Source organism: Lutibacter aestuarii, assembly GCF_042676885.1.
In the GTDB taxonomy this organism is placed as follows: Bacteria; Bacteroidota; Bacteroidia; order Flavobacteriales; family Flavobacteriaceae; genus Lutibacter; species Lutibacter aestuarii.
Map to the genome: position 1 here is coordinate 466435 of NZ_JBHTIC010000006.1, position 24006 is coordinate 490440.

The window sequence follows — 24006 nt, forward strand, 5'->3', positions numbered from 1 at the left end:
AATTATTGCTTTAATGTTTTTAAATAAGGTAGATACATTTTTAAATCTTTTTTAAGCATTGCTGCTAATCCATCACCAGTAATTGTAGAGCCCGAAATTGCATCTACTGCAAAATCTGTTTTTCTTAAGTTTTTAGGGTCTGCATTACTTTTTGAAACTGCAATACCTTTAAATGTATCACCATCCATGATGTGTTCACCTATAAAATCGTCCATAAAAAAACGTTCTTTTATGTTAGATCCTAAACCTGGAGTTTCTCCTGCGTGATCGAAAAATACACCTTGAACTACTAAATCTTTATCTAAAGCTACATAACCCCAAATAGCATCCCATAAACCTTTTCCTCTTACAGGTATGATATAAAATTTAGAATTTTCTTTTTCACCTACAAATAAAGGGAGTCTTCTTTGTTCTCCTGCTTTTTCTCTAGCTGATTCCTTTTTTAAATCGATTAAATACGCTTCATCATTTTCAGTAACTTCACTCCCTTGTATTATCAATTGTTTAGTGATGTATTCAGAAAATTTTTCGCTAACAATTTCTTTAGAAACAAACGTAACACTAGTTTCGTCATTTTCATTAATGCCCATTGCATACAATATATTTTGTTGCTTTTCAATTCTCTTGTTTTCAGCTATTTTTTCTTTTAATGACGAAGCTAAAAACGCTAATAAGGTACCAACAACAAGCACCATTGCCGTTGCGAATAATATTGTATAAACGTTACTATCAGTATTTTTTGCCATTGCTATGCTGTTTTTGCTTTTAAACGTTTTAACCTTCTTTTTACATTTGCTTGAACCACGTAATGATCGATAGTTGGAGCAAACACATTCATTAATAAAATGGCTAACATCACACCTTCTGGATAAGCTGGGTTAAATACACGTATCATTACCGAGATAAATCCAATAAAGAAACCGTAAATCCATTTTCCTTTATTTGTTTGTGAACCCGTTACTGGGTCGGTTGCCATAAATACAATACCAAAAGCTAAACCACCAATTAATAAATGATGCCAAAATTCAGTATTCATTAACGAATAAAATTTACTACTTTCTGTTATCCAACCCGCGTTTACTACGCCGTTAAAAATAAGTCCCATAACTAAGGCACCAATTACAGATGATAACATAATTCTCCAACTTGCCACTTTGGTATAAAGCAAATACAAACCACCAAGTAATATTAATAGTGTGGAGGTTTCACCTACAGAACCAGGTACAAAACCAAAGAACATATCAGATACTGAATAAGCTAATTCTTGACCTTGTGCTAAACTTCCTAAAATGGTTTCACCAGAAATAGCATCTAAATTTGCACCTTCCATTATTTCATTGGCTCTTTCCTTTGCGCCAGCTACCCATACTTTATCTCCACTCATCCAAGTTGGATACGCAAAGAATAAAAATGCTCTAATTGTTAAAGCTGGGTTTAGGATATTCATTCCAGTTCCTCCAAAAATTTCTTTTCCAATTACAACTCCAAAAATAACAGCTACCGTAAGCATCCATAAAGGAGTATCTATAGGTATAATTAATGGAACCAACATACCTGTTACAAAATAACCTTCTTCAACTTCGTGATTGTTTATGGTAGCAAAAAGTATCTCAATTCCTAAACCTACAACGTATGAAACTAAAACTAACGGTAATAATTTTAAAGCTCCAAATGTAAAATTGTCTAGATTCCAAAACTCTGAACTAAAAAAACCAATTCCTTCAGGAAAACCATTTATTGCAGCATTATGTTGAAATCCTACATTGTACATTCCAAATATTAATAAAGGAATTAAAGGAAGCACAACGTTCATCATCGTACGTTTTAAATCGTCTGCTCCTCTCAAATGCCCTCCAGAATGTGTAGTTTCTTTTGGTGTGTAAAAAAGTGTGTGAATGGCACCAAACATGGTTTGGAATTTTGTTCCTTTCACTTTTTCGCTAATATTATGTAATTTCTCTTTTAATCCCATAATCTTATCCTATTTCTTTTAACATTAAGTCTAAACCTTCTCTAATAATTTGCTGGTGTGGTTGTTTAGAAACACATACAAATTCAGTTAAGGCAAAATCTTCTGGTGCTACTTCATACATACCCAATACTTCCATTTCATCTAAATCTTTATACATACAAGCTTTTAAAATTTGTAGCGGATAAATATCTAATGGGAAAACTTTTTCGTATTGGCCTGTCATTACAAAAGCTCTATGCTCTCCATTGGTATTCGTATTCAAATCGTATTTTTTATTTGGAAATAACCAAGAAAAAGTTAAAGCTCTAGACATTGATATTTTATTGAAAACAGGCACTGTCCAACCAAAGAGCTCGTAATCATCTCCTTCAGGAATTACAGTAACTAAATTATCATAGTATCCTAAACAATCTTTAAGACTTTTGGCTTTACCAGTTAGTACGTTTCCGCTAATAATTCTATTGTTTTTTCCTACTAATTTACCTTCTACAATTGAAGTGATTGTTGCTCCAATAATTGTTTTATAGTATTTTGGAGCACTAACGGAAGAACCTGCTAAAGCAATAATACGCTCTGCATTAAATTTTCCAGTTAGTAATAATTCTCCAATAATTACTAAATCTTGTGGTGTAATAGTCCAAACAACTTCACCTTTGTTGACAGGGTCAATTTTTGCAATTTGAGTACCTACATTTCCTGATGGGTGTGGTCCTGAAACTTTGTGTAGTGCTATGTTATTTAAGCCAGTTAATGGTGAATTTGAGTTTTTACCAACGGAAACATGAATAGTTCCTGTGGTTAACTTACTTAAAGCCGTGATTGCCGCTTGCAATTCATTTTCTTTTCCTGCCAACACATAATCATAATCAGCAGCTAAAGGAGCACTTGCATAGGCAGATACAAAAATAGCTTTTGGAGTTTTTGTTGGATTTGCAATTACGTCATAAGGTCTTTGCTTGATAAAAGACCAACAACCTGTGTTTAATAAATGGTTTTTAATTTCCTCAGCATTCATGGCTTTTGGATCTTTTATCCCATAATCAACAAATTGTTGTTTTGTATCAGCTTTAATCTTAATGGCTAATATTTTTCTTTTTTCACCACGAACAATATCAGTAACCTCACCACTAACAGGTGAAACAAATTTCATCTCTTCAATGGATTTGTTATAAAAAACAGACTCTCCTGCTTTTACAAATTCACCAACTTTTTTAGATAATTTAGGAATGATGCTGTGGAAATCTTCAGGCTTTAATGTTATTACATTACTAGATAGTGCGTTTTCGGTAATTTTTTCAGATTCACCTTTTAGCTTAATATCTAGACCTTTTTTAATTTGAATGTCTTGTGACATATTTTAAGTATATTTAATAGTCTTTAAAAAACGGCACAAAAATAAGAATTTCTAACGTAGTTTTAACATTTTTTAACAACTTTTTATTCAATATTAGTCTTCATTTACAATCAATTTAAGGTTTATTGCGTTTACAGTTATATATTTGGTATAAATTTTGTCAAATCTAGTATTAATATTTTATTTTGAAAAGTACGTTTCTAAGCATCATCTTTTTTTTAATTTTTCAATTGAGTTTTTCTCAAGATGAAATAATTGAACCAAATCATATTAAAACAATCATATTAAAACCAGTTGGTGTAAATGCATTTGCTCCTATAATAAGATTAGATGAAAAAATTAAATTATCATTTGATGATTTAAATGCAGATGAACATGATTATTCTTATAAAATTGAACATTGTAATGAGTTTTGGGAAAGCTCTAATTTAACGGCGTTTGAATTTATAAATGGCTATGCGGAATACAGAATTCGTGATTATGAAAATTCGTTCAATACCCTTCAGCCATATACAAATTATAGTGTAATATTTCCTAATGAACATACAAGTTTTAAAATTTCAGGCAATTATATAATTTCAATATTAGATGAAGATAATAAAGTTGTTTTTAATAGAAAATTTGTGGTTTATGAACCAAAGGTTACAGTAGCAGTAGCAGTTTACCGTAGTAGAGACATTTCAACAATCCAATCTAAGCAATCGGTAGAATTTATTATCAATAATCCTAATTTTAGAATTAACAATCCAAGTGCAGAAGTAGTTCCTGTAATAATTCAAAACAACAACTGGCAAACTGCAATTGCAGGTTTAAAACCACAATTTTATAGAGGAACACAGTTGTTATATAAATATAATAAGGAGACAAGTTTTTTTGGAGGGAATGAATTTTTATACTTTGATTCAAAAGCGATAAGAAGCACCACATTAAATATTTCCAATGTTGAGCAAGGAGAAGAATTATATCATACCTATTTATATACTAATGATGAAAGAATAGACCTTCCTTATACATTATTTCCAGACATTAATGGGAATTTTATAATTAGAACTTTAAATGGTGAAAATCCACAAACTGATGCTGATTATAGCTGGGTTCATTTTTCACTAAAAAGTTTAGAAAATTTGGAGGGAAAAGAAATCTACATTCAAGGAAATTATAATAATTGGAAATTGCTAGAAGAAAATAAACTTCAGTATAATATGAATTCTGGTTTGTATGAAGCCACATTATTATTAAAACAAGGTTTCTATAATTATCAATATGTTACTAAATCCAATGATGGAAGTATTCGCAATCATGATATAGATGGGTCATTTTACCAAACCGAAAATGATTATACAGTTTTGGTGTATTATAAGAAGTTTGGAAGTAGATATACTAGAGTTATAGGTGTTGGTTTTGGGAATTCTGAAAAAATAAACAATTAGTATCAATTTCAAAAAATTAGTATATTTGGTATTGTGTATTGAGCAATAATTGTATATGGTGCAACAAGTAACAAATGGAATAAAAATTTCAGTAATTTCTAACTTTGAAGGCACAAGTTATAGAAATTATAGGCTGTACTATGCTTTTAGTTACCAAGTTACCATTGAAAATCAAAGTAATGATACAGTTCAACTTTTAGACCGTTATTGGAAAATTTTTGATTCATTAAATAATACTGAAATTGTGGAGGGGTCTGGTGTAATTGGGAAAAAACCAATTTTAAAACCTTCACAAATACACACTTATAAATCCAGTTGTTTTTTAACATCTCCTATTGGAGCTATGAAAGGATATTATAATATGGTTAACTTTTCAACATCTAAAGCATTTAAGGTGTACATACCTACATTTCAGTTAATGGTTTCAAGTATTTATAATTAATTTATGAAATATAAATTAGTAAAGTTTAAAAGAAAGCCTAATCAAATAAAAGGATTAGAGTGTTTAAATTGTGGGCAACCTTTAACTGGAAATGAGAATTTTTGTTCATATTGTGGACAAAAAAACTCTACAAAAGCATTAAGTTTTAGTGTTTTTTTAAACAATTTATTTTCTGGATTTTTTTCGTATGATTCTAGGTTTTGGAGAACTTTTATTCCTTTATTAACTAAACCAGGTAAGGTATCTAAAGATTATATAGAAGGCAAAAGACAGCGTTTTGTAAACCCTTTTCAATTATATTTAAATGTATCAATTGTATTTTTTCTAATCCTTGGAATTAGTAATAGGTTAGATGAAGTAAAACCTTTAGGCAATTTAGTTGAAGTTAGTAGTAAATTAGATTCATTGTCTGAAAATAGTGCAGAGCAACTTGATTCCATTTTAAAAACAACAACAGAACAAATTGCAAATACTTCAAAAGATTCTCTAAATAAAGGAGAGCTTGAAGAATTAAATAAAGTGTTTAGTGTTTTAAAAGATAAATCAAAAAAGAAAGACGAAAAGTATGTTTATAAAAGTAAAATAGATACCATTAAAAAAATTAGTTTTTTTCATAAAATAAACGATTTTCAACATTTTCATAAAGAACATCCTACCTATACCATAAAACAAGCGCTTGATACTTTGGAATATGAAGAAACTTTTTGGAATAGGTTTTGTTATCAGCAAACTATAAACTCTCATAAAAATTTAGACAAAGTAAAAGAAGATAAAGGAAAAACGTTTTTAAAAACATTGACCTCTTATATATCCATTTCTCTATTTATATTTTTACCTGTTTTTACCTTGTTTTTAAAGCTGCTTTATATTAGAAGAAAATATACTTATATGGAACATTTGGTTTTTGTTTTCCATACACAAACAGTTTTCTTTTTACTTTTTACAATTTTTTATTTTCTTAACTTTTTTGTAAAAATGCAAAATGTAGCTTGGGTTTTAATCGTTATATTTTTAATATATTTATATAAAGCCTTGCGTTATTTTTATGAACAAGGAAGAATAAAAACCATCATAAAATTTATATTATTAAATAGCTACTATATGTTTTTAGCTATAGTTGGTTTTACAATTGTTGCAGTATTATCTTTTATTTTGGGGTAATTTAATTTGATACGTTTTTGTGTTTACAATATCTTCATAAAACATACTTATAGTATTGTTTATTTTTTGAATAGATGTAATGCTCACAGTTTCAACATTTTTTCTTTTCATTAAAATAGATTGTTCTTTTTCACCAATTTCTGAATGATGGAATTTTAAGATATTTTCAGTTGAAAACTCGTTGTTTTTAAGCCAGTTTTGAAACCATTGTTTTCGAGTTTCTTTAATTTCTTCAGTATAAAGTGTAGATGATGACCATATTTTAGCTTCATTTTCCAATTTAGAAAAGTGTTTTTTATGATTATCCCAAATGAGTTCATATAAACTTAATTGATGATTCCAATCTACAATTACCATGGTAAAAGGCTCAATTTTAGTTAAATCTAATTGCTCAATTGAATTTAATAAATGAGTTGTTTTTAATAGCTCTTTTGCAATAACTCCTCGACTTTTTTTATAAGGAGTATTTCTTTTATGTTTTATAAATGCACCATTTAAAACACAAACCAATCTTTTTTTAGAACTTGTTCCAATCCAAGTGCCTCCAGCTAATTTATCTTTTGGAAAAAATAACTCAACTCCATCATCAATATAAGTTTTAGGAGGAAGTGTTTCGCGTTGTTTTTGTTCATCTCTGTTTGAAGTTAAAATGAAATCTGTATTTGATAAAGGTAAAAAAGTAACGGTACACATGCTATTAAAATATGAGTATTGAGTATTAGTTTGAACAAAAATAAGTCATTTCGATTTTGTAACTTTGCCAACAAATTTAAACTAAAAAACCTTAAAAATTAATACCATGGCTTCAGGATTTTACAATGTACCAAAAGCAGTTAACGAGCCCATTAATTCTTATGCTCCTGGAACACCAGAACGTAAGTTATTATTAGATACCTACAAAAAAATGTATGGTGAGCAAGTTGATATTCCTTTTTATATTGGAGGAAAAGAATACCGAACAGGAAATACTGTAGATATTCATCCACCGCATGACCATAAACACTGTGTTGGAAAATATCATACAGCCGAAAAAGAACATATAGAATTAGCAATTACAAAAGCGGCAGAAGCTCGTAAACAATGGGCAGCAACAAGCTGGGAGCATAGAGCAGCAATTTTTTTAAAAGCCGCAGAATTGTTATCAGGACCTTTTCGTTATAAAATGAATGCAGCAACTATGATTGCTCAGTCAAAAAATGCTTTCCAAGCCGAAATAGATTCAGCTTGTGAGTTGATTGACTTTTTACGTTTTAACGTAGAGTTTATGACTGAAATTTATAGTAACCAACCACAATCGGCACCAGGTATTTGGAATAGAATGGAGTACCGCCCATTAGAAGGTTTTGTTTATGCAATTACACCATTTAATTTTACTGCAATTGCAGGAAACCTACCAGCAGCACCTGCTATGATGGGAAATGTGGTAATTTGGAAACCTGCGAGTACACAAGTATACTCAGCGCAAGTTATTATGGAATTGTTTAAAGCAGCTGGTTTACCTGATGGTGTAATAAACATGGTTACTGGTAGCTCAAGTATGATAACAGACACGTTGTTGAATAGCCCAGATTTTTCTGGAGTTCACTTTACGGGATCTACACCAGTTTTTAATAGTTTTTGGGAAACCATAGGTAAAAATATGGACACCTATAAAACGTATCCAAGAATTGTTGGAGAAACTGGAGGAAAAGACTTTATTTGGGCACACCCAAGTGCAAATGCACAAGAAGTTGCAACTGCAATTTCAAGAGGAGCTTTTGAATATCAAGGTCAAAAATGTTCAGCAGCTTCACGTGCATATTTACCAAAAAGTTTATGGAACGAAATTAAAACTTCAGTAGAAAAAGATGTAAAATCTTTTAAAATAGGCTCACCTGAAGATACTTCAAATTTTATCAATTCAGTCATCGATAGAAAAGCATTTGATAAATTGGCAGGTTATTTAGATCAAGCAAAGAAAGATGCTGATGCTGAGATAATTATAGGTGGTGGTTATGATGATTCTGTTGGGTATTTTATTGAGCCTACAGTAATTGTTACTACCAATCCAAATTATAAAACTATGTGTACTGAATTATTTGGTCCAATAATAACTATTTATGTTTATGAAGATGAACAGTGGGAAGAAATTTTAGATGTTGTGGATAATACAAGTGAATATGCTTTAACAGGAGCTATTTTTAGTGGAGATCGTTATGTAATTGAAACCGCAACTAATAAATTAGAAAATGCAGCAGGAAACTTTTACATAAACGACAAACCAACGGGAGCCGTTGTAGGACAACAGCCTTTTGGAGGTGCTCGCGGGTCAGGAACAAATGATAAAGCAGGTTCAGTGTGGAATTTATTGCGTTGGGTAAGTAACCGTACAATTAAGGAAACTTTTGTACCGCCAACAGATTATAGATATCCATTTTTAGGATAAAAGACAATATATTTAAAAAAAGCTCGCTAATTGTTTAGCGAGCTTTTTTTGTTACAAAGTTTAAAACGAACCTAATTATTATCCACCTTTTAATTTATCCGCTCCAGGTAATAATCCTACTAATTGTTGAGGGTTATGAATTAGAATAGGAATATGTTGAGGGCAAATAAAAAATTCGCTTTCTTGATAATAAAATTTTGTTACAGGTATTTCTGATGATGATGTTTTGCAAACTAAACATTCTTTATTATGACTCATAATTCTAATTAAATATTATAGGACAAACTTACCTTTTATTATTTACTTAAAAACTAACATATGTCATAATTATTTTTTCTTAAGAGGAATATGCACAACTTTTTTGGTCTCAAAAAAATCGTTATCAAAAAAATCGGTTAAATTAAATAATGTAGCTTTAGGGAAGCTGCTTAACTCTTCAGTTAAATCACCTCCTTTTAAATACAATATCCCATTTTTTAGCTGATGTTGTTGTTTTTTTGCAATTTTACCTTTGGTCCATTTAACAAAATCATCCATTTTAGTAACCGCTCTGCTAACAATAAAATCAAACTCTCCTTTTACTTTTTCAGCTCTCATATGTGCCGCTTTTACATTTTTTAATCCTAAAGCAGTAGTAACTTCTTGAACAACTTTTATTTTTTTACCAATAGAATCTACCAAATAAAAATTAGTTTCAGGAAATAAAATAGCCAATGGAATTCCTGGGAAGCCGCCACCTGTTCCAATATCTAACACAGAACTATTAGGTTGAAAAGGCTGTACTTTTGCAATGGCTAAGGAGTGAAGTACATGTCGAGTATATAATTCATCAATATCTTTTCTTGAAATGACATTGATTTGAGCATTCCATTTCTTATATAAACCACCTAATTTTGAAAATTGTTGGAGTTGAGTTTCTGTTAAATCAGGAAAATATTTTAGTATTGTTTCCATTATTATTAATATGTAGCGGCAAAATTACTATTTCTAAAATTAAAATAACATCTTTTGTGAAAATGTTATTTTTTTCATAAAATAGCAATTGCGAAGTTTAAATGGCTTAATTTTGACAATTCGTAGATGTAGATATATAAAATAAGATAATGAGTAACAAAACAATAAGCTTTTCAAGAATAGATAAAGCAAAATTTTTTAGAACGCTAAATAAAAGAGTAAATACCTATTTTAAAGAAAACGAAATTAAACGTACTGGTAATTGGAAATTATATTCAAAAGCTATTATTATGTTTGGAGTATTTTTAATTCCGTTAGTATTAATTTTAACAGTTTCAATGCCACAATGGTTATTGTTATTGTTAACAGTTGTTATAGGTATAGGAATGGCTGGTGTTGGGATGAATGTAATGCATGATAGCAATCACGAGTCATTTTCAAGTAAAAAATGGGTAAACAAAATAATGGGAAGTAGTATCTACATTTTAGCAGGAAATGTATACAACTGGAAAGTTCAACATAATGTATTACACCATACGTTTACAAATATTCAAGGACATGATGAAGATATTGATGCAGGTAGAATTATTCGTTTTTCAAAGCATGCAAAATGGTTTAAAATACACAAATTCCAAAAGTATTATTCCATATTTTTATATGGTTTATTAACCATTAATTGGGCAATAACTACAGATTTTAAGCAAATGCATAATTATTTAAAAAGAAAACTTTCTTATGGAGAGTTTCCAAATCCAGCAAAAGAATGGACTGTTTTAATTATTACTAAAATAGTTTATTACTTACTTTGGATTGTGTTACCATTAACAGTTTTAGATATTGCTTGGTGGAAAGTTTTAATAGGGTTTTTTGTAATGCATTATACAGCTGGCATGATTTTAAGTGTTATTTTTCAATTAGCACATGTTGTTCCAAAAACAACAATGCCTTTACCAGATAAAGAAGGAAACTTAGAACATACTTGGGCGATTCACCAATTATATACTACTGCTAACTTTGCACCAACAAATAAAATAATTTCTTGGTACACAGGAGGTTTAAATCATCAAGTGGAGCATCATATTTTTCCTCATATTTCACATATTCATTATGGAAAAATCGCTAAAATTGTGAAAGAAACAGCGAAAGAATTTAACTTACCTTATAACGAGTATAAAACTATGAGGAAAGCAATAATAGAACATTTTAATCAACTTAAATCTTTAGGAAAACAACCTGCTTACGCATAAATTTTATGTCTATGAAAGACCAACTATCAAACAGAATTAACAGTTTACCAGTTTCTGCAACTTTAGCCATGGCTGCTAAAGCAAGAGAATTAAAAGAGCAAGGAAAAAATATCATTAGTTTAAGTTTAGGGGAACCAGACTTTAATACTCCAGATTTTATTAAAGAAGCAGCAGTACAGGCTATACACGATAATTATAGTTCTTATAGTCCTGTGGATGGGTATTTGGATTTAAAACAAGCAATTTGTGCTAAATTTAAACGAGATAACAACTTGGAGTATAAACCAAGTCAAATTGTGGTTTCAACTGGAGCCAAACAATCCATTGCTAATGTTGCAATGGTTTTATTGAATCCTGGTGATGAAGTTTTATTGCCAGCACCTTATTGGGTTAGCTATTCCGCAATTTCAATTTTGGCAGAGGCTACTTATAAAGAAATTCCTTCTACAATTGAAACCGATTTTAAAATTACTCCAGAACAATTAGAAGCGGCCATAACGCCTAAAACTAAAATGATTTTCTTTAACTCACCTAACAATCCTAGCGGAACGGTTTATAGTGAAGAAGAATATAGAGCGTTGGCAAAAGTATTAGAAAAGTACCCAAATATTTACATACTTTCAGATGAAATTTATGAGCATATTAATTATGGAGAGCCTGTATTTAGCTTTGCTTCTATTGAAAGTATGTATAATAGAACTATTACCGTTAATGGTGTAGCAAAAGCTTTTGCAATGACTGGCTGGCGTATTGGTTATATTGGAGCTCCAGAATGGATTGCTAAGGCTTGTACCAAAATGCAAGGTCAAATTACGTCAGGAGCCAATAGTATTGCGCAAAGAGCAACTATTGCAGCCGTAGAAGCTCCTGTTTCTAAAATAAAATATATGGTTGATGAATTTAAAAACCGTAGAGATATTGTTGTAAATTTATTAAAAGAAATTGATGGATTTGATGTAAATGTTCCTGAAGGAGCTTTTTATGTTTTTCCAAATGTTGCCGCTTTTTTTGGAAAAGAAATCAAAGGTCATAAAATAGAAACTGCTTCTGATTTTTCAATGTTTCTTTTAGAAGAAGCGAATGTTGCCACAGTAACCGGTGAAGCGTTTGGAGCACCAAATTGTATTAGAATGTCATATGCAGCTTCTGAAGAACAACTTCGTGAAGCCATAAGTAGAATTAAAACAGCATTGAATTAAAAATTATATTGATTGTAATTAAACCCGGGTAATTTTACTCGGGTTTTTTTATGGATTTTAATGTTTAGTCAAATCAAAAGGTAATAAAGGTGTACTTAATGTACAATGTAGTACACTATTTAAAGATGAATTTAAAGTAATTAATTGCCAAAATCTGTGCTCATTTTTATGAAGAAATACCTGAGAAACACCATTTGGGAAATAGTTAAAATATAAATACCAAAACTTAAATACGATAGCTTTAGAAATTTTATAATTTAAACTTGGAGCTAATAAATAACCTTGAGTTTCTTTTACCTTTTAAAATTTCAATTTGAGAATAGGTTTTGGTTACAATTATAAATAGGGTTAAAAACAAAATTAACTTTTTCATTATGAAGACTCATTTAAGAGCTCCAAAATTAAAATTTAGAATGTTGTTTTAAATGAGAAATATCAATGTTTAGGCAAGAAAATTGTATATTTAAGTTCTATTAACAAAAAATATATTATTATGGCAGTTATGAAAGTTATTGAAGTAATGGCAAGTTCTGATAGAAGTTGGGAGGATGCTACTAGAAAAGCAGTTTCTCAAGCTTCAAAAAGTGTAAAACATATTAAATCTGCATTTGTACAATCTCAAAGTGTTGTTGTTGATAATGATGAGGTTGTTGAATTTAGAGTAAATGTGAAAATTACTTTTGAGGTTAAATAACAACGTATTTTATAAATTAAATAAAGGCGCTTTAATGCGCTTTTTTATTTTCAAATTAACAACTATTATTGTTGCCTTATTAATAGGATGCAATTATAAAACAACAACAAAAATGTCAAAATACACCAATAGTTTAATTCATGAAACAAGCCCCTATTTACTTCAACATGCACATAATCCAGTAAATTGGAAAGCTTGGAATAAAGAAACGCTTGAGTTGGCTAAAAAAGAAAATAAGCTGCTCATCATTTCTATAGGATATTCATCTTGCCATTGGTGTCATGTAATGGAACATGAAAGTTTTGAAAACGAAGAGGTTGCAGCGGTGATGAATCAATATTTCATCAATATTAAAGTGGATAGAGAGGAGCGTCCAGATATTGATCAAGTTTATATGAATGCAGTCCAATTAATGACAGGGAAAGGTGGCTGGCCACTTAACTGCATTGCTTTACCTGATGGAAGACCAATTTGGGGAGGAACTTATTTTCCTAAAGAGAGTTGGATAAATGCTCTAGAACAATTAAATAAAATGTATACTGATAAAACTGAAGAAGTATTAGAGTATGCTGAAAAATTGACCGAAGGAATTAAAAATTCTGATTTAATTGTTCAAAATAAAGAAGCTATTAATTTTTCTTTTGAAAACTTAAAAATAGCTGTTACAAATTGGAATCAATATATGGATGAAAATTTAGGAGGTAGAAGAGGAGCTCCTAAGTTTCCAATGCCTAATAATTACCAATTTTTGCTTCGTTATGCAACTCAGGCAAAAGATAAAAACATATTAACATATGTAAACACTTCTTTAACCAAAATGGCTTATGGTGGTATTTATGACCAAGTAGGAGGTGGGTTTTCAAGGTATTCGGTGGATAAAAAATGGCATGTTCCTCATTTTGAAAAAATGTTATATGATAACGGACAGTTAGTGAGTTTGTATTCAGAAGCTTTTCAAGCTACCAAAAACCCATTGTACAAAAATATCGTTTATCAAACATTACAATTTGTTGAACGAGAACTGATGAATAATGAAGGCGCTTTTTATTCATCTTTAGATGCTGATAGTTTAAATTCTGAAGGGAGGTTAGAGGAAGGCGCTTATTATGTATGGACTAAAGATGAATTACAAAAACTACTAAAATCAGATTATGAGTTATTTTCAGAATATTACAATGTTAATTATTATGGATATTGGGAAAACGATACGTATGTTTTAATTCGAAAAAACGAAGATAGTATAATCGCAAACAACAACTCAATTTCAATAGAAGAATTAAAAAATAAAGTAAAAAAGTGGCAAAATATACTTTTAACCGAACGAAATAAAAGAGCAAAACCTAGGTTAGATGATAAATCACTAACTTCATGGAACGCATTAATGCTAAAAGGTTTTATAGATGCTTATAAAGTTTTTAATGAACCTCACTTTTTAGATATTGCTAACAAAAATGCAGCATTTATTTATACCAAACAAATACAGGAAACTGGAAATTTAAATCATAATTATAAAAATGGAATTAGTAGTATAAATGGATATTTAGAAGATTATGCCGCCGTAATTGACGCTTATATTTCTTTATATGAAGTAACATTTAATGAAGCTTGGTTAACCACAGCCAAACAATTAACGGATTATACTTTTGATCATTTTTTTGATTTAAAAAAGTCAATGTTTTATTTTACTTCAACTATAGATGATAGTTTAATAACGCGAAAAATGGAAATTGAAGACAATGTAATTCCTGCTTCAAACTCAATTATGGCAATTAATTTGTTTAAATTAAGTCATTATTATTCAAATTCGTATTATTTAAAAGTTAGTCAGCAAATGCTTCATAATGTAAAAGATAAAACTTTTAAGTATGGCTCTGGATACTCAAACTGGTTACTATTAATGAGTAATTTTGTTGGCGAATTTTATGAAATTGTTATTTCTGGAAAAAGTGCATTTGAAAAATTATCTAAGATTCATAAAAAGTATATACCCAATAAAATTTTAGCTGGAAGTATAAAAGATAGCAATCTTCCATTATTAAAAGGAAGATATACAAATCAAGAAACGTATATTTTTGTTTGTGAAAATGGAACTTGTAAGCTGCCAGAAATTAATGCACAAAAAGCAATCACCAAATTAAAAATTGAGTTTTAGAAATTAACTTATAATTTTTTTAATCGATATGTGCTTATTACCTTTGAAGTACACCACTTTTAGTAAATAAATAGAAAATTAACAATAAAAACAAACTTATGGATTACCAAAAATACTTAGACAAAATAATTGATATAATAGATAAAAATGCAATGAATGTAGTTTCTGCGCTTTTAATTTTAATTATTGGTTTGTGGTTAGCCAAAAAAGTGGTTAAAATCACAAAAAAATTAATGAAAAAAAGAGGTGTAGATGAAACTCTTCAAAAATTTTTAGGAGATTTATTGAGTTGGGCTCTTAAAATTTTAGTTTTTATAACTGCGATTTCTCAAGTAGGAGTTGAAACAACTTCATTTATAGCAATTTTAGGTGCGGCAGGTTTAGCTGTTGGATTGGCTTTACAAGGATCTTTAGCAAATTTTGCAGGAGGAGCCTTAATTATGATTTTTAAACCATTTAAAGTGGGTGATGTGATAGAAGCACAAGGTCAAATAGGGGTTGTTAAAGAAATTCAAATTTTTGTCACAAAACTAAATTCACCACAAAATAGATTGATTATTCTTCCAAATGGAGCCTTATCAAATGGTAATATTATTAATTATACAGAAGAAGGCCAACTTAGAGTAGATTTAACTTTTGGAGTGGGTTATGATGAAGATATTAAACAAACTAAAGAAGTATTAATGCAAGTTTTATTAAATAACCCAAATGTTTTAAAAGATCCTGCTCCAACGATAAATGTATCTGAATTGGCGGATAGTTCAGTTAACTTTGCAGTAAGACCTTGGGCAACTTCTGAAAATTATTGGAAGGTATATCATAGCGTTTTAGAAGAAGGTAAATTAGCCTTAGATAAAGCCGGTATAGAAATTCCTTATCCACATCAAGTAGAAATAAAAAAATGAAGATTATTATTGGAATAATTTTTGATAGCTATATTAATAACTTAAAAAGATTTAAAATGAATACAAGATTAATTAAATTATGTTTTTTACCATGTTTTTTAACATGTTTGTTTAGTTATGGGCAATCTGAATCTGAACAAATTTTAAACCATAGTGTCAGTGTAACTTCTTTAGATTTAAGGTCTAAGGAATTAGTGGGTAGTCCATATGTTAATGATGATTTTTTCCCAGCTAAAATAAAGGGTATTGAAACAGCCTACCCTATGAGATATAATGCATATGAAGATGAAATGGAATTTGAAAAAGAAGGAAAGTTCTATAATTTTAATAAAGTTTTAAATCAAGAAGTAGTATTTTTGGCTACTAACAAAAAATATAAATTATTTTTTGATACTGAAAACAATGATAATTCGATTGGATATTTTGTTGTTTTATTTCAAGGGAATAAAATAGATTTATTAAATAAAGAAAAAATTAAATTTTTTGAAGCTGTAAAGCCTAAAACAGGTTATGATAAATATAAACCACCAACATTAAAAAGGGTAAATGACAAATTTTACATTGGTTATAAAAATGGAACTACTACTGAATTACCTAGAAAGAAACAAGATGTGTTAAAGTTATTTTCTGAAAAGTCTAATGATATTCAAAATTATGCTAAAAAGAATAGGCTTAGTTTTAAAGATAAAGAAGATTTAATACAGTTATTTAAGTATTACAATACGTTAAATTAACCATTTTTTTTAGATTTAGTAACTACAAAATCTTTTAAATAAAAAGGCTCAAAATAAGCGACATTTTCAAAGTCGCTTTTTTTGTACTTTTCATATGATAAAAAACTCATTTCATTAGCCGAAGGAAATAGGTCAACCATAAATTTTGCATTTTCATGTGTAATTAAATTTTTACACTTTTCAGCGCCATCTCCTAAAAAATAAACTTTATTTTCTTTCAAATAGGAATAAAATGATTCAGCAGTAATAATTTGCGCCTCAATAGCTCTTAGTTTTTCATTTTCTGAACTGTAAATGGCACTATAAACTTCCATTCTTCTAGCATCTAACAAAGGAACTTTTATACCTTCAGTAATTGAAATTGAATTTGCTAGTGATAAAAGCGTATCAACTGAAATTAATGGAATATTTAATGCAAAACACAATCCTTTAGCTGCAGAAACACCAATCCTTAGTCCTGTATATGAGCCAGGACCTTTGCTTACCGCAATAGCTTTTAAGTCTGAAAATGAAATTTGAGCTTCATTAAGCGCTTCTTCAATCAGTACATGTAATTTTTCTGCATGAGAATAAGCTCCATCATTGAGTTCTTTTAAAATAACATTTTTACCGTCTTTTGCAATGCTAACTGAACAGTTTTTTGTGGCGGTTTCAATATTTAAAATGTAAGTCACTAGTAGTCTTGTTTAAAAGAACAAAGATACTTAAATTGATGATTATAAAAAGAAAACATCTAAAGAGAAACTTTAGATGTTTTAACTATTAATTATTCCGTAAAAAATATTAATCTATAACTATTGGAATACCTAAATAGTATTCTAATAATTTTGTTCTAAACACAAAATTATATTTTGCATTTATAAGCGATGATTGTGAGTTTACTAACCTATTTCTAACTTGATCAAAATCAAAAGATGTCATTACACCTGAATTGTAACTAACCTGTGCGTTTTTAAAAGATTCTTCTTGTGCTTTTAAAGATTGTTCAGCTGCTACAAACTGATTTAGTGAAGCTTTAGCATCAGCATATGCTTTTTCAATAGTTTCTCTTAATTTTACTTGTTTGTCAAGTAAAGCAAGTTCAAACCTTTCTTTGTTTATTTGAGCTCTTGCAACATTGGATTTTGTTTGAAACCTATTAAATATTGGAATGTTTAATGAAAACCCAAAATTATAACCTAAGTTATCTTCAAGTTGTTTACCAAAGCCATTAGGTACATATACTACATTGTTATTTTCATCTAAAATAGCTCTTACATCTTTTTGTCCTTGATTGTGTTGGTATGAAGTTCCTAAACCTGCACTAAATGATAGTGAAGGTAAAAACGCTCCTTTAGCAATATCTATAGCAACTTCAGAATTTTCAACAGCAATTTCAGCACTTTTAATTTCAGGTAAATTACCAAGTGCAGTATTATAAATTACATCTGTATCATTATAAATTAAAGAAGCTGCATTGATATTTAATACTACATCTTCAACATCAAAACCTTTATGAGATATTTGAAGTAGTTGAGCTAAACTTAATAATGAAAGATCTAAATTATTTTGTGCGGTAACCAATTGTTGTGTGTTGGTAGCTAATGTAGCTTGGGCTTCAAATAAATTTGCTCTTGGTTGGGAACCAGCTTCCACTAAATTTTTTACTTTTTCAACTTGACTTTCACTTATAGAAACTTGTTCTTCAGCTATTTTAAGACTTTCTTTATTTAATAGTACGTTTAAGTAAGAGTTTACAACAAATAACATAATGTTGTTTTTGTTTTCTTCTAAATCAAAACCAGCAGCCTCTAAGTTTTTTTGAGCTCTCAACAGTGTGTTTTTATTTCTTTGTCCATTGTACAGTGTTACACCAGTTCCAAGGCTAAAGCTGTTGGATCTACTGTCACGAGAAACACGACCTCCATAATTGTCTATATAGGACCCAAAGTTGAAGTTTTGTGAAGCAGAGGCATTTAAAGAAGGGTAAAAATTCCCTTCAGCAGTAATAATATCTTCTTCAATCAGTTCTTTGTTTAGTTCTTGTTGTTTAATTGAAATGTTGTTTTCTAATGCATAATTAACACATTCTTGTAGTGTCCATTTTTTATCTTGAGCTTGTACTGTAATAAAAAATACGAGTGCTAAAATAGTAACAATTTTTGATCTCATTTAAGTTGAGTTTTTTAAAATTTTATGGTCAATACCGAATTCAAGAACTTTTATATTGTAAAAAATATAATAACAGAAATTTCCTTCGGGAAAGTCGATTTTTGTTATATGACGACTAAAATTATTATTTGTTACACTTTTAGCCTCTTATAGAAATGTTAAATTTTATTTTTTCTTTTATTTTTAATAATGAAGTATAATAAGACCCCAACTAAAAGATAAGGAAATACCATTAAATATAGAATGCCAGAATTCAAACCTTCGGCTTCTGAAGCATTACCACTTTCAACTACAGCCTTACACATTGCGCATTGCGGACTCATTATTTGGATTGTAAAAAAAAGTAATATGGTAAGTAGTATTTTTTTCATTTTAATAGTAAGGTGAAATCATAAGATAAACAAGTACTCCAGTAATTGCAACATACAGCCAAAGAGGAAATGTTATACGAGCAATTTTTTTATGTAATTCAATATTATTTGTAATTGCACGTACATAAGTTATCAATACAAACGGTATTACAGCTATAGATAATACAATGTGAGATATTAAAATGATAAAATAAAAGATTTTTAAAGCACCTTCACCCTCAAACTTTGTTGATTCTGAGGTCATATGATAAGCTACATACATTACTAGAAAAAGAACAGAAAACAATATAGCAGTTTTCATAAGTTTTTCATGTAACACTACTTTTTTATTCTTAATTGCCCAAAAAGCAATAATTAAAATCACAGCTGTAAAAGCATTTAATGTTGCATAAATTGGAGGTAAAAAGATAGGTAAAGTTGCATCTATTTTTACACGAAACAAGATAGCAACTACAAGGGGAATAGCTATGGATAATGTCACAATCCACTTATTATATTTTTTAATTTCTTTGTTCATTATTCTTTAAGTAAAATTGCAATATCTTCTTTAATCATTTGTACACCTTTTGGGTCTAAACCATCGTAAAACGCAATTGGGTTTCCAAGTTCATCCATACGAGAACGTATATTTCCTTCTTTGTCTATTAAAGCAAACATTCCTGAATGTTCAAAACCACCTTCGGCTTCACTATTTTCACCTGCGTATAATGTAAAACCACTATTTGCTAATTCATAAATTTTATCTTGATCACCCGTTAAAAAATTCCAAGTTTTTAAAGTTGCTCCATGAGATTTAGCATAAGCTTTTAAAATTTCTGGAGTGTCATGTTTTGGATTGATACTAAAAGAAGCAATTCCAAAATTGGGGTTGCCGTAATACTCTTTTTGAATTTTTACCATATTTTCATTCATTTTTGGACAGATAGTTGGACAAGTAGTAAAGAAAAATTCCACTACATATACTTTTTCATCATAAAATGAATTTGAAATAAGTTGTCCTTCTTGATTTGTGAATTCAAAAGTAGGAACTTGACCAATTTTAACAAGTTTGGGAGTTTTAAATTTATTTACAATTTTAGGAACGGCATAGATTCCAAAAATTAAAATAATAAAGGCAATTCCGATATATGAATATTTTTTCATGACTTTAAATTTTTCTTTTTCTTCTACTTTCTTTTTCGGCAGATTTTTTTAATTGATAATAAATAATATCAATATCATCTTTCATTTTATTTTTTAACGTTGATACCGACTTCATATTATAGCCATATAATTTACCATCTGCGGTATCTTCATCGTCTTTTCTACCACGCAATCTATTTTCCATATCTACTATAAAAGCATTTTCAGAATATAAATTTTCGTTTAAACTATATGGGGTATTTAAACTTTTAAAGGTTGAAGTTATGTTATTTTCATTCGTGTAAATGAAATTCCATTTGCTTATATCTGTAAAGGCAGAAAGTTCTTCTATAGCACTTTTATAATTATTTTCAGTTCCTTTAGGAAGTATTGCTACAATTTGAAAATAAGGTTTTTGATAATATCGTTTATAAATTGTTTGATTTAAATTAAACATACTTCCTTTTGCTGTATTTAAATCGTTTCCCAAAAAACAAACTACTGTAAGATGTTCTTTAAAGGTGGTATTAGTTGAAGAAAATTCTTGAACATCAAGAACATTTTCTGTTAAAATTGGTAAATTTGAGTACTTATAAATCCCTTTTGAAAGGAAAATATAAAATACTAATGGAAGAATGAATAAGCTAAAAAGTATCCAAAATTTTTTCATGATGTTTTTTACAAAAATAAAAAAAGGTGGCTTAATTAACCACCTTCTTTATTTAATATTTTATTGTTTAGTAGTTCCATTTTGTTAGTGGACCTAATACATCATTTATATAACTTCCTTCAATTAATAATAAAGTAGCTAAATAAATAATTAGAAAAACTGCTGTCCACACAACTGCACGTCTTAAACTCTTTTTTTCATCGGCCATATGCATAAAAAACCAAGTAATGTAGTATGCTTTTACCAATGTTAATACTAAGAAAATGATATTTAATGGACTTGTTCCTAAAATTTTTGTTAAATGAAGTGAGTCAGGTTTTATAATTCCTAAAACAACTTCAACAATTGTTACTAATGAAAGTATCCCAAATACTTTCCAAATTAATTTAGTGTGAGATGTATGTTCTTGTGCGTGTTCCATTTTGTTGTTTTTTTAATGAATTAAACTAAGTAGAAGAATGTAAATACAAATACCCAAACTAAATCTACAAAGTGCCAATACAATCCTACTTTTTCAACCATTTCATAATGCCCTCTGCGTTCATAAGTTCCAATAATTACATTAAAAAAGATAATTATGTTAATAATTACACCTGATAAAACGTGAAAACCGTGAAAACCAGTGATGAAGAAAAAGAAATCGGCAAACAATGTTTTACCATATTCATTTACTTTTAAATTAGCTCCTTCAATTACTGCATTTGCTTCATTTAAATATGCCATAGCTTCTGCGCGAGGAATAATAGTTTTGGTTTTAGTGTCTGCGTTTATTTTTTCAGTTCTTATTGTAATATCTGGATTTGCTTTAAAACCTTCAATAACTTCAGCAACTGTAAAGGTTGGTAAAGTAGCTTCTTTTTCAAACCAAAGTCCTTTATCTTTTGTATGTTGTATTCTTTCAGAGTGTGCGGAAGTTGCAAAACTTTTTAATTCTATTTGATGCCCAGAAGCATCTACAAATTGTATGATTTTTCCATCATTTAATTGAACTGCTCCATAAGAACCATTGATAAAATTTTTCCATTCCCAAGCTTGTGAACCTAAGAATATTAAACCACCAATAATGGTTAAAAACATATAAAAAGTAACTTTTTTCTTATTCATTTGGTGTCCAGCATCAACAGCTAGCACCATAGTTACAGATGAAAATATCAAGATAAAAGTCATTAAAGCTACATAGTACATTGGTGCATGAAAACCATGTAAAAAAGGAAAGTGAGTAAATACCTCGTCGGCAATAGGCCAAGATTCAATAAATTTAAAACGCATTAAACCATATGCGCCTAAAAATCCTGAAAATGTGAGTGCATCAGATAAAATGAAAAACCACATCATCATTTTTCCATAACTTGCACCAAGTGGTTTGTTGTTACCACCATCCCAAGTTTTTCCATTAGCTTTAGTAGCAATAGTTGCTTCCATAAAAGTTTTGTTTTGATTTTTTAGTTATAGTTTCGCCAAAAGTACATTATTTTTTTTATCTAATAAAATAGAAAAATAAAAACAAGTAAATCCATAGTATATCAACAAAGTGCCAAAAGATAGCACCTAACTCTAACCCAAGAGAATCTTTTGATGAATATTTTTTATTGAAATGATTAAAAATAACCACTAAAAGAACAACAATTCCAGCAGCAATATGTGCTAAATGAGCCAGAGTAATTCCATAAATAAATGAAGATTTAACGGTACTCTGTTCTCCTGCAAAAACAAAACCTGCATCAAACAATTCATTAAAACCTTGAAATTGAAAAAATATAAATCCAATTCCTAATAAAAGGGTGGTTATTAAAAAAGTTGAAGTAAGTTTATAATTGTTTTTTTTAATAAAATTTTTTGCTAAAATAAATGTGATGCTACTTAAAACAATTAAAATGGTGCTAGTATAAAATGCATTTGGTAAATCAAATGAAACCCAATCGCTTCTTTTTCTACTAACTACATATGCGCTGGTAAGCCCAGCAAACATCATAACCATACTAATCATTGAAACCCATAGCATTGGTTTAGCAGACTTTCTTTTAGCTTGTTTGTATTCTTGTTTTAAAGTTTCTTTCATTTCAATATGATTTATTTTAGTGTAAAAATTTATCAACTACGTAGATTACTTGAATTAATGTAATATACAAAACACTTGATAACATTAATTGTCGTGCTTCTTTATTGGTTTGGTGTTTGTATAATTTAATTGCATAATATAACATAATACTTCCTAAGGCAACTAAAAGAATAGCTGTAATTGGGTAAATATAAAAAGTTCCAGTGATTTTTAAAACCGGAATAATAGAAACTATAATTAAACAACTAGTATAAATAATTATTTGTATTACAGCTTTTTTATTTTTTTTACCCATTGGCATTAAATTAAACCCTGCTTTTTTATACTCGTCAAATTGCAACCAAGCAATGGCCCAAAAATGAGGAAATTGCCAAAAAAATTGAATTAAAAATAACATGCCTGGTTCTATTGAAAAAGTATTAGTTGCTGCAACCCATCCTAACATAAAAGGTATTGCACCAGGAATTGCTCCAACAAAAACAGCCAAAGGTGTTATTGGTTTTAAAGGGGTATAAACACTTGTATAAAGAAAGATTGAAATAGCTCCAAATAGTGCGCTTTTCGGATTGATACTATATAGGATAGCTAATCCTAAAATGGTGAATGAGACTGCAATTACCATTGCCATTGAAACATGCATTCTTCCAGCTGGTAAAGGTCTATTCATTGTTCTTTTCATTAAAGCATCGGTATCTTTTTCAATAATTTGATTGAAAGCATTTGAAGCACCTACCATTAAATAACCTCCAATAGCCAATAAAATAAGTGTTAAAGCTTTAATTTCTTCTGTGGCCAATAAATATCCTGCAAGTGATGAAAATACGACACTCAAAGATAAACCAACCTTGGTAAGTTGCTTAAAATCTCTATAAATTAGAGTAAAATTCATGTTTTTATGAGTAGAATTAGATGACGCTTGCATTAAAAAGGTTTAAAATCTGTGCAAAGATATTTTATTATTAGA

Annotated in this window: 26 protein-coding genes; 10 read left to right on the top strand and 16 right to left on the bottom strand. The window is 29.3% G+C overall.

All coding sequences use genetic code 11. From position 1 onward, the window contains the following. Positions 1 to 2: 2 nt before the first annotated feature. The 3 genes from ACFQZW_RS06800 to ACFQZW_RS06810 are packed head-to-tail and all read right to left on the bottom strand — an operon-like array spanning position 3 to position 3326. On the bottom strand, positions 3 to 746 hold the full coding sequence (locus tag ACFQZW_RS06800) for a Na(+)-translocating NADH-quinone reductase subunit C (protein ID WP_386781959.1): 744 nt from the start codon (positions 744 to 746) through the stop codon (positions 3 to 5). Between the two features lie 2 nt (positions 747 to 748). After that, on the bottom strand, positions 749 to 1972 hold the full coding sequence (locus tag ACFQZW_RS06805; protein WP_298265390.1) for an NADH:ubiquinone reductase (Na(+)-transporting) subunit B: 1224 nt from the start codon (positions 1970 to 1972) through the stop codon (positions 749 to 751). A 4-nt stretch (positions 1973 to 1976) separates the two neighbouring features. After that, a complete protein-coding gene (locus ACFQZW_RS06810; RefSeq protein WP_298265392.1) occupies positions 1977 to 3326 on the bottom strand; it encodes a Na(+)-translocating NADH-quinone reductase subunit A in 1350 nt (449 codons plus the stop codon). Positions 3327 to 3556: 230 nt separating this feature from the next. Here ACFQZW_RS06810 and ACFQZW_RS06815 point away from each other — a divergent pair, with 230 nt between their 5' ends. From ACFQZW_RS06815 to ACFQZW_RS06825, 3 genes are read left to right on the top strand one after another with little or no spacing between them, the layout of a single operon-like run. Then, on the top strand, positions 3557 to 4756 hold the full coding sequence (locus ACFQZW_RS06815) for a type IX secretion system plug protein (RefSeq protein ID WP_386781962.1): 1200 nt from the start codon (positions 3557 to 3559) through the stop codon (positions 4754 to 4756). Positions 4757 to 4811: 55 nt separating this feature from the next. After that, a complete protein-coding gene (gene apaG / locus ACFQZW_RS06820) occupies positions 4812 to 5198 on the top strand; it encodes a Co2+/Mg2+ efflux protein ApaG (protein ID WP_298265396.1) in 387 nt (128 codons plus the stop codon). A gap of 3 nt (positions 5199 to 5201) precedes the next feature. Further along, positions 5202 to 6359 carry a DUF3667 domain-containing protein gene (locus ACFQZW_RS06825; RefSeq protein WP_298265397.1) on the top strand — a complete coding sequence of 386 codons (1158 nt, stop codon included), beginning with the start codon at positions 5202 to 5204 and terminating at the stop codon, positions 6357 to 6359. Here ACFQZW_RS06825 and ACFQZW_RS06830 read toward each other — a convergent pair. Further along, positions 6339 to 7052 (bottom strand): NRDE family protein, encoded by a 714-nt coding sequence (locus ACFQZW_RS06830; protein ID WP_298265399.1) that lies wholly within the window; start codon positions 7050 to 7052, stop codon positions 6339 to 6341. The two genes, ACFQZW_RS06825 and ACFQZW_RS06830, sit on opposite strands and share 21 nt — an antisense overlap. 106 nt (positions 7053 to 7158) lie before the next feature. Between ACFQZW_RS06830 and pruA the strand changes: the two genes are divergently transcribed. Beyond that, the gene (gene pruA / locus ACFQZW_RS06835; RefSeq protein WP_298265400.1) at positions 7159 to 8784 is read left to right on the top strand and encodes an L-glutamate gamma-semialdehyde dehydrogenase; all 1626 of its coding nucleotides are present in this window, start codon (positions 7159 to 7161) and stop codon (positions 8782 to 8784) included. 78 nt (positions 8785 to 8862) lie between these two features. Here pruA and ACFQZW_RS06840 read toward each other — a convergent pair whose 3' ends face one another. Together ACFQZW_RS06840 and rsmG are read right to left on the bottom strand one after the other, a co-directional pair. Next, entirely contained in the window at positions 8863 to 9042 is a 180-nt protein-coding gene (locus tag ACFQZW_RS06840) for a hypothetical protein (RefSeq protein ID WP_298265402.1), read from the bottom strand. A 69-nt stretch (positions 9043 to 9111) separates the two neighbouring features. Then, positions 9112 to 9738: a 16S rRNA (guanine(527)-N(7))-methyltransferase RsmG gene (rsmG, locus tag ACFQZW_RS06845; RefSeq protein ID WP_298265404.1), complete on the bottom strand. Its 627-nt coding sequence runs from the start codon at positions 9736 to 9738 to the stop codon at positions 9112 to 9114. A gap of 149 nt (positions 9739 to 9887) precedes the next feature. On the opposite strand from rsmG, the gene ACFQZW_RS06850 reads away from it, so the two are divergent. From ACFQZW_RS06850 to ACFQZW_RS06875, 6 genes are all read left to right on the top strand, one after another. Next, positions 9888 to 10985, top strand: a complete 1098-nt coding sequence (locus ACFQZW_RS06850; protein ID WP_298265406.1) for a fatty acid desaturase family protein — start codon at positions 9888 to 9890, stop codon at positions 10983 to 10985. Positions 10986 to 10996: 11 nt separating this feature from the next. Then, positions 10997 to 12184 (top strand): pyridoxal phosphate-dependent aminotransferase, encoded by a 1188-nt coding sequence (locus tag ACFQZW_RS06855; protein ID WP_298265407.1) that lies wholly within the window; start codon positions 10997 to 10999, stop codon positions 12182 to 12184. A 493-nt stretch (positions 12185 to 12677) separates the two neighbouring features. Beyond that, positions 12678 to 12878, top strand: coding sequence for a dodecin family protein (locus ACFQZW_RS06860; protein ID WP_298265409.1), 201 nt, complete (start codon positions 12678 to 12680; stop codon positions 12876 to 12878). Positions 12879 to 12990: 112 nt separating this feature from the next. Beyond that, the gene (locus tag ACFQZW_RS06865; RefSeq protein ID WP_386781969.1) at positions 12991 to 15030 is read left to right on the top strand and encodes a thioredoxin domain-containing protein; all 2040 of its coding nucleotides are present in this window, start codon (positions 12991 to 12993) and stop codon (positions 15028 to 15030) included. Between the two features lie 98 nt (positions 15031 to 15128). Further along, positions 15129 to 15935 (top strand): mechanosensitive ion channel family protein, encoded by an 807-nt coding sequence (locus ACFQZW_RS06870; RefSeq protein ID WP_372801174.1) that lies wholly within the window; start codon positions 15129 to 15131, stop codon positions 15933 to 15935. A gap of 56 nt (positions 15936 to 15991) precedes the next feature. Beyond that, positions 15992 to 16669, top strand: a complete 678-nt coding sequence (locus tag ACFQZW_RS06875) for a hypothetical protein (RefSeq protein WP_372801172.1) — start codon at positions 15992 to 15994, stop codon at positions 16667 to 16669. Here ACFQZW_RS06875 and tsaB read toward each other — a convergent pair. From tsaB to cyoE, 10 genes are all read right to left on the bottom strand, one after another. Then, entirely contained in the window at positions 16666 to 17343 is a 678-nt protein-coding gene (gene tsaB / locus ACFQZW_RS06880) for a tRNA (adenosine(37)-N6)-threonylcarbamoyltransferase complex dimerization subunit type 1 TsaB (protein ID WP_386781973.1), read from the bottom strand. The two genes, ACFQZW_RS06875 and tsaB, sit on opposite strands and share 4 nt — an antisense overlap. Positions 17344 to 17452: 109 nt before the next feature. After that, the gene (locus ACFQZW_RS06885) at positions 17453 to 18820 is read right to left on the bottom strand and encodes a TolC family protein (RefSeq protein WP_386781975.1); all 1368 of its coding nucleotides are present in this window, start codon (positions 18818 to 18820) and stop codon (positions 17453 to 17455) included. A 158-nt stretch (positions 18821 to 18978) separates the two neighbouring features. Beyond that, positions 18979 to 19191: a hypothetical protein gene (locus ACFQZW_RS06890; RefSeq protein ID WP_298265418.1), complete on the bottom strand. Its 213-nt coding sequence runs from the start codon at positions 19189 to 19191 to the stop codon at positions 18979 to 18981. A gap of 1 nt (position 19192) precedes the next feature. Continuing rightward, positions 19193 to 19708 (bottom strand): DUF420 domain-containing protein, encoded by a 516-nt coding sequence (locus ACFQZW_RS06895; protein WP_298284824.1) that lies wholly within the window; start codon positions 19706 to 19708, stop codon positions 19193 to 19195. Further along, positions 19708 to 20334 carry an SCO family protein gene (locus tag ACFQZW_RS06900; RefSeq protein ID WP_298265420.1) on the bottom strand — a complete coding sequence of 209 codons (627 nt, stop codon included), beginning with the start codon at positions 20332 to 20334 and terminating at the stop codon, positions 19708 to 19710. Before ACFQZW_RS06900 ends, ACFQZW_RS06895 begins: the two co-directional genes overlap by 1 nt. A 4-nt stretch (positions 20335 to 20338) precedes the next feature. Then, the gene (locus ACFQZW_RS06905; protein ID WP_298265421.1) at positions 20339 to 20983 is read right to left on the bottom strand and encodes a hypothetical protein; all 645 of its coding nucleotides are present in this window, start codon (positions 20981 to 20983) and stop codon (positions 20339 to 20341) included. A gap of 67 nt (positions 20984 to 21050) precedes the next feature. Then, on the bottom strand, positions 21051 to 21404 hold the full coding sequence (locus ACFQZW_RS06910; RefSeq protein ID WP_372801166.1) for a cytochrome C oxidase subunit IV family protein: 354 nt from the start codon (positions 21402 to 21404) through the stop codon (positions 21051 to 21053). Between the two features lie 20 nt (positions 21405 to 21424). Beyond that, entirely contained in the window at positions 21425 to 22405 is a 981-nt protein-coding gene (locus ACFQZW_RS06915) for a cytochrome c oxidase subunit 3 (protein WP_298265425.1), read from the bottom strand. Between the two features lie 55 nt (positions 22406 to 22460). Further along, positions 22461 to 23042 carry a cytochrome c oxidase subunit 3 gene (locus tag ACFQZW_RS06920; protein WP_298265427.1) on the bottom strand — a complete coding sequence of 194 codons (582 nt, stop codon included), beginning with the start codon at positions 23040 to 23042 and terminating at the stop codon, positions 22461 to 22463. 16 nt (positions 23043 to 23058) lie between these two features. After that, positions 23059 to 23931 (bottom strand): heme o synthase, encoded by an 873-nt coding sequence (gene cyoE, locus ACFQZW_RS06925; protein WP_298284819.1) that lies wholly within the window; start codon positions 23929 to 23931, stop codon positions 23059 to 23061. Positions 23932 to 24006 lie beyond the last annotated feature (75 nt).

Coding starts and splice junctions, on each gene's coding strand:
- ACFQZW_RS06800 (WP_386781959.1), bottom strand. CDS start 746: ATGGCAAAAAATACTGATAGTAACGTTTATACAATATTATTCGCAACG.
- ACFQZW_RS06805 (WP_298265390.1), bottom strand. CDS start 1,972: ATGGGATTAAAAGAGAAATTACATAATATTAGCGAAAAAGTGAAAGGA.
- ACFQZW_RS06810 (WP_298265392.1), bottom strand. CDS start 3,326: ATGTCACAAGACATTCAAATTAAAAAAGGTCTAGATATTAAGCTAAAA.
- apaG (WP_298265396.1), top strand. CDS start 4,812: ATGGTGCAACAAGTAACAAATGGAATAAAAATTTCAGTAATTTCTAAC.
- ACFQZW_RS06825 (WP_298265397.1), top strand. CDS start 5,202: ATGAAATATAAATTAGTAAAGTTTAAAAGAAAGCCTAATCAAATAAAA.
- ACFQZW_RS06830 (WP_298265399.1), bottom strand. CDS start 7,052: ATGTGTACCGTTACTTTTTTACCTTTATCAAATACAGATTTCATTTTA.
- pruA (WP_298265400.1), top strand. CDS start 7,159: ATGGCTTCAGGATTTTACAATGTACCAAAAGCAGTTAACGAGCCCATT.
- ACFQZW_RS06840 (WP_298265402.1), bottom strand. CDS start 9,042: ATGAGTCATAATAAAGAATGTTTAGTTTGCAAAACATCATCATCAGAA.
- rsmG (WP_298265404.1), bottom strand. CDS start 9,738: ATGGAAACAATACTAAAATATTTTCCTGATTTAACAGAAACTCAACTC.
- ACFQZW_RS06850 (WP_298265406.1), top strand. CDS start 9,888: ATGAGTAACAAAACAATAAGCTTTTCAAGAATAGATAAAGCAAAATTT.
- ACFQZW_RS06855 (WP_298265407.1), top strand. CDS start 10,997: ATGAAAGACCAACTATCAAACAGAATTAACAGTTTACCAGTTTCTGCA.
- ACFQZW_RS06860 (WP_298265409.1), top strand. CDS start 12,678: ATGGCAGTTATGAAAGTTATTGAAGTAATGGCAAGTTCTGATAGAAGT.
- ACFQZW_RS06865 (WP_386781969.1), top strand. CDS start 12,991: ATGTCAAAATACACCAATAGTTTAATTCATGAAACAAGCCCCTATTTA.
- ACFQZW_RS06870 (WP_372801174.1), top strand. CDS start 15,129: ATGGATTACCAAAAATACTTAGACAAAATAATTGATATAATAGATAAA.
- ACFQZW_RS06875 (WP_372801172.1), top strand. CDS start 15,992: ATGAATACAAGATTAATTAAATTATGTTTTTTACCATGTTTTTTAACA.
- ACFQZW_RS06885 (WP_386781975.1), bottom strand. CDS start 18,820: ATGAGATCAAAAATTGTTACTATTTTAGCACTCGTATTTTTTATTACA.
- ACFQZW_RS06890 (WP_298265418.1), bottom strand. CDS start 19,191: ATGAAAAAAATACTACTTACCATATTACTTTTTTTTACAATCCAAATA.
- ACFQZW_RS06895 (WP_298284824.1), bottom strand. CDS start 19,708: ATGAACAAAGAAATTAAAAAATATAATAAGTGGATTGTGACATTATCC.
- ACFQZW_RS06900 (WP_298265420.1), bottom strand. CDS start 20,334: ATGAAAAAATATTCATATATCGGAATTGCCTTTATTATTTTAATTTTT.
- ACFQZW_RS06905 (WP_298265421.1), bottom strand. CDS start 20,983: ATGAAAAAATTTTGGATACTTTTTAGCTTATTCATTCTTCCATTAGTA.
- ACFQZW_RS06910 (WP_372801166.1), bottom strand. CDS start 21,404: ATGGAACACGCACAAGAACATACATCTCACACTAAATTAATTTGGAAA.
- ACFQZW_RS06915 (WP_298265425.1), bottom strand. CDS start 22,405: ATGGAAGCAACTATTGCTACTAAAGCTAATGGAAAAACTTGGGATGGT.
- ACFQZW_RS06920 (WP_298265427.1), bottom strand. CDS start 23,042: ATGAAAGAAACTTTAAAACAAGAATACAAACAAGCTAAAAGAAAGTCT.
- cyoE (WP_298284819.1), bottom strand. CDS start 23,931: ATGAATTTTACTCTAATTTATAGAGATTTTAAGCAACTTACCAAGGTT.